The organism is Methylibium sp. T29, from assembly GCF_000576205.1.
Lineage (GTDB): Bacteria > Pseudomonadota > Gammaproteobacteria > Burkholderiales > Burkholderiaceae_C > Methylibium > Methylibium petroleiphilum.
In genome coordinates, this window is the sequence record NZ_AZND01000409.1 from 1 (window position 1) to 2,091 (window position 2,091).

A 2,091-nucleotide genomic window follows, 5' to 3' on the forward strand; every position below is an offset into this window, starting at 1 on the left:
CGTGGACGCCCAGGGGACCCGCGTGGCCGAGGTGCGCGAGCGCCTGGCCGCGAAGCGGGCTGCGCTGCGCGCGTCACTGGCGCAGACTTGAGCCCGGCCGAGACATCACCACGACGACCGACCCCGAGAGAGACCACGCCATGAGCAGCACCCCGTCCACGACCGACTCCGCAACGACCCCGCCCTTCGCCGACAGCCCTCTCAGCGTCAACGCGGCCGTGCGCCCGCTGCTGCAGCGCCTGCTCGACCAGGCCGACGAGCTGCGCGTGCAGGTCGGCCAGGACGCGAGCGGCGTGCGCATCGTCGACGCCGGCATCGCCGCGCCGGGCAGCGTGGCCGCGGGCGTGCTGGTCGGCGAGATCTGCATGGGCGGCCTGGGCCGCGTGGCGCTGGCCGCACAGGGCTATGGCGACGCCAGCAGCGGCTGGCCGACCTGGCTGGAGGTCAGCAGCAGCCAGCCGGTGCTGGCCTGCCTGGCGAGCCAGTACGCCGGCTGGAGCCTGTCGGCCAGCAAGGAAGAGGCGGGCGGCAAGAAGTTCTTCTCGCTCGGCTCCGGCCCGGCGCGCGCGCTGGCCGGCAAGGAGGAGCTGTTCAAGGAGCTGGGCTACCGCGACCCGATCGCCGCGGCCGAGCGCAGCGGCGTGCTGGTGCTCGAGGTGGACCGCGCGCCGCCGCCGGTGGTGGTGGAGAAGGTGCTGCGCGACTGCGGCCTGCGCCCCGAGCAGCTGACGCTGATCCTCACGCCCACGCGCAGCCTGGCCGGCACGACACAGGTGGTGGCGCGCGTGCTCGAGGTGGCGCTGCACAAGGCGCACGAGCTGCATTTCCCGCTCGAGCACATCGTCGACGGCGTGGCGAGCGCGCCGCTGCCCTCGCCCGGCGCCGACGGCCTGGACGCGATGGGCCGCACCAACGACGCCATCCTCTACGGCGGCCGCGTGCAGCTCACGGTGCGCGGCGGTGACGACGCGGCGCGCCTGCTGGCCAAGGAGCTGCCGTCGCTGAACTCGCGCGACTACGGCCGCGGCTTCGCGGACATCTTCAAGGCGGCCGAGTACGACTTCTACAAGATCGACGGCGCGCTGTTCGCACCGGCCGAGGTGTGGGTGTCGAGCCTGGAGTCGGGCAAGACCTGGCATGCGGGCCGCCTGAACCTGGACCTGCTGCGCGGGCAATGGCTCGACGCGGCCTGAGCTTCCCGCTCCTGCGATGCGTGTTGCCATCTTCACGGACGAAACGGGCTGGCACACGCGCCAGTTGCAGACCGCGTTGCGGGCGCGCGGCGCCGAGGGCCGCTGCATCGACCTGGCCGACTGCCGCATCGACACCGCGGCGTCCTGGCACGGCCTGGTGATCCCCGGCTACGGCCGCGAGCTGCCCGACGCGGCGTTGGTGCGCGGCATCGCCGGCGGCAGCTTCGAGCAGGTGACGGTGCGGCTGGGCGTGCTGCACGCGCTGCGCGAGCTGGGCGTGCCGGTCTACAACGACGCGCGCGCCATCGAGCGCAGCGTGGACAAGTCGATGACCAGCCTGCTGCTGCACGCGGCCGGCATCCCGATGCCGCCGACCTGGGCGATGGAGTCGCCGGCCCAGGCGCAGCGCCTCGTCACGCGCGAGAGCGCGGCCGGCCGCGCGTTGGTGCTCAAGCCGCTGTTCGGCTCGCAGGGCAAGGGGCTGCGGCGTGTGGGCTGCGTGGACGGCGCGCACGTGCCGCTGCCGTCGCTGAAGGCCTATGGGGGGCTCGCCTACCTGCAGCGCTACGTCGAGTCGCCCGGCTTCGACTGGCGGGTGCTGGTGGTCGGCGGTCGCGCGATCGCGGCGATGCGGCGCTGCAGCGCGCACTGGATCCACAACCTCAAGCAGGGCGCGAAGGTCGAGCCGGCCGCGCTGACGCCCGAACTCGCCACGCTGGCCGAACGCGCCGCCGCGGCGCTGCAGATGGACTACGCCGGCATCGACCTGCTGCCCGGTGCCGACGGCCCGCAGGTGCTGGAGGTGAACGGCGTGGCCGCGTGGCAGGGGCTGCAGCGCGTCACGCCCTTCCCGATCGCGCGGGCGCTGGTCGACGACCTGCTCGACCGCAAGCTCGCC

Annotated in this window: 2 protein-coding genes; both read left to right on the plus strand. The window is 73.8% G+C overall.

Going from position 1 to position 2,091, the window contains the following annotated elements; genetic code table 11:
* Nucleotides 1–140 precede the first annotated feature (140 nt).
* A complete protein-coding gene (gene mch / locus x551_RS21505; RefSeq protein ID WP_036251203.1) occupies nt 141–1,193 on the plus strand; it encodes a methenyltetrahydromethanopterin cyclohydrolase in 1,053 nt (350 codons plus the stop codon).
* A 16-nt stretch (nt 1,194–1,209) separates the two neighbouring features.
* Nucleotides 1,210–2,091 (plus strand): RimK family alpha-L-glutamate ligase (locus tag x551_RS21510; RefSeq protein ID WP_036251206.1); only part of this gene is annotated, 882 nt, incomplete at its 3' end.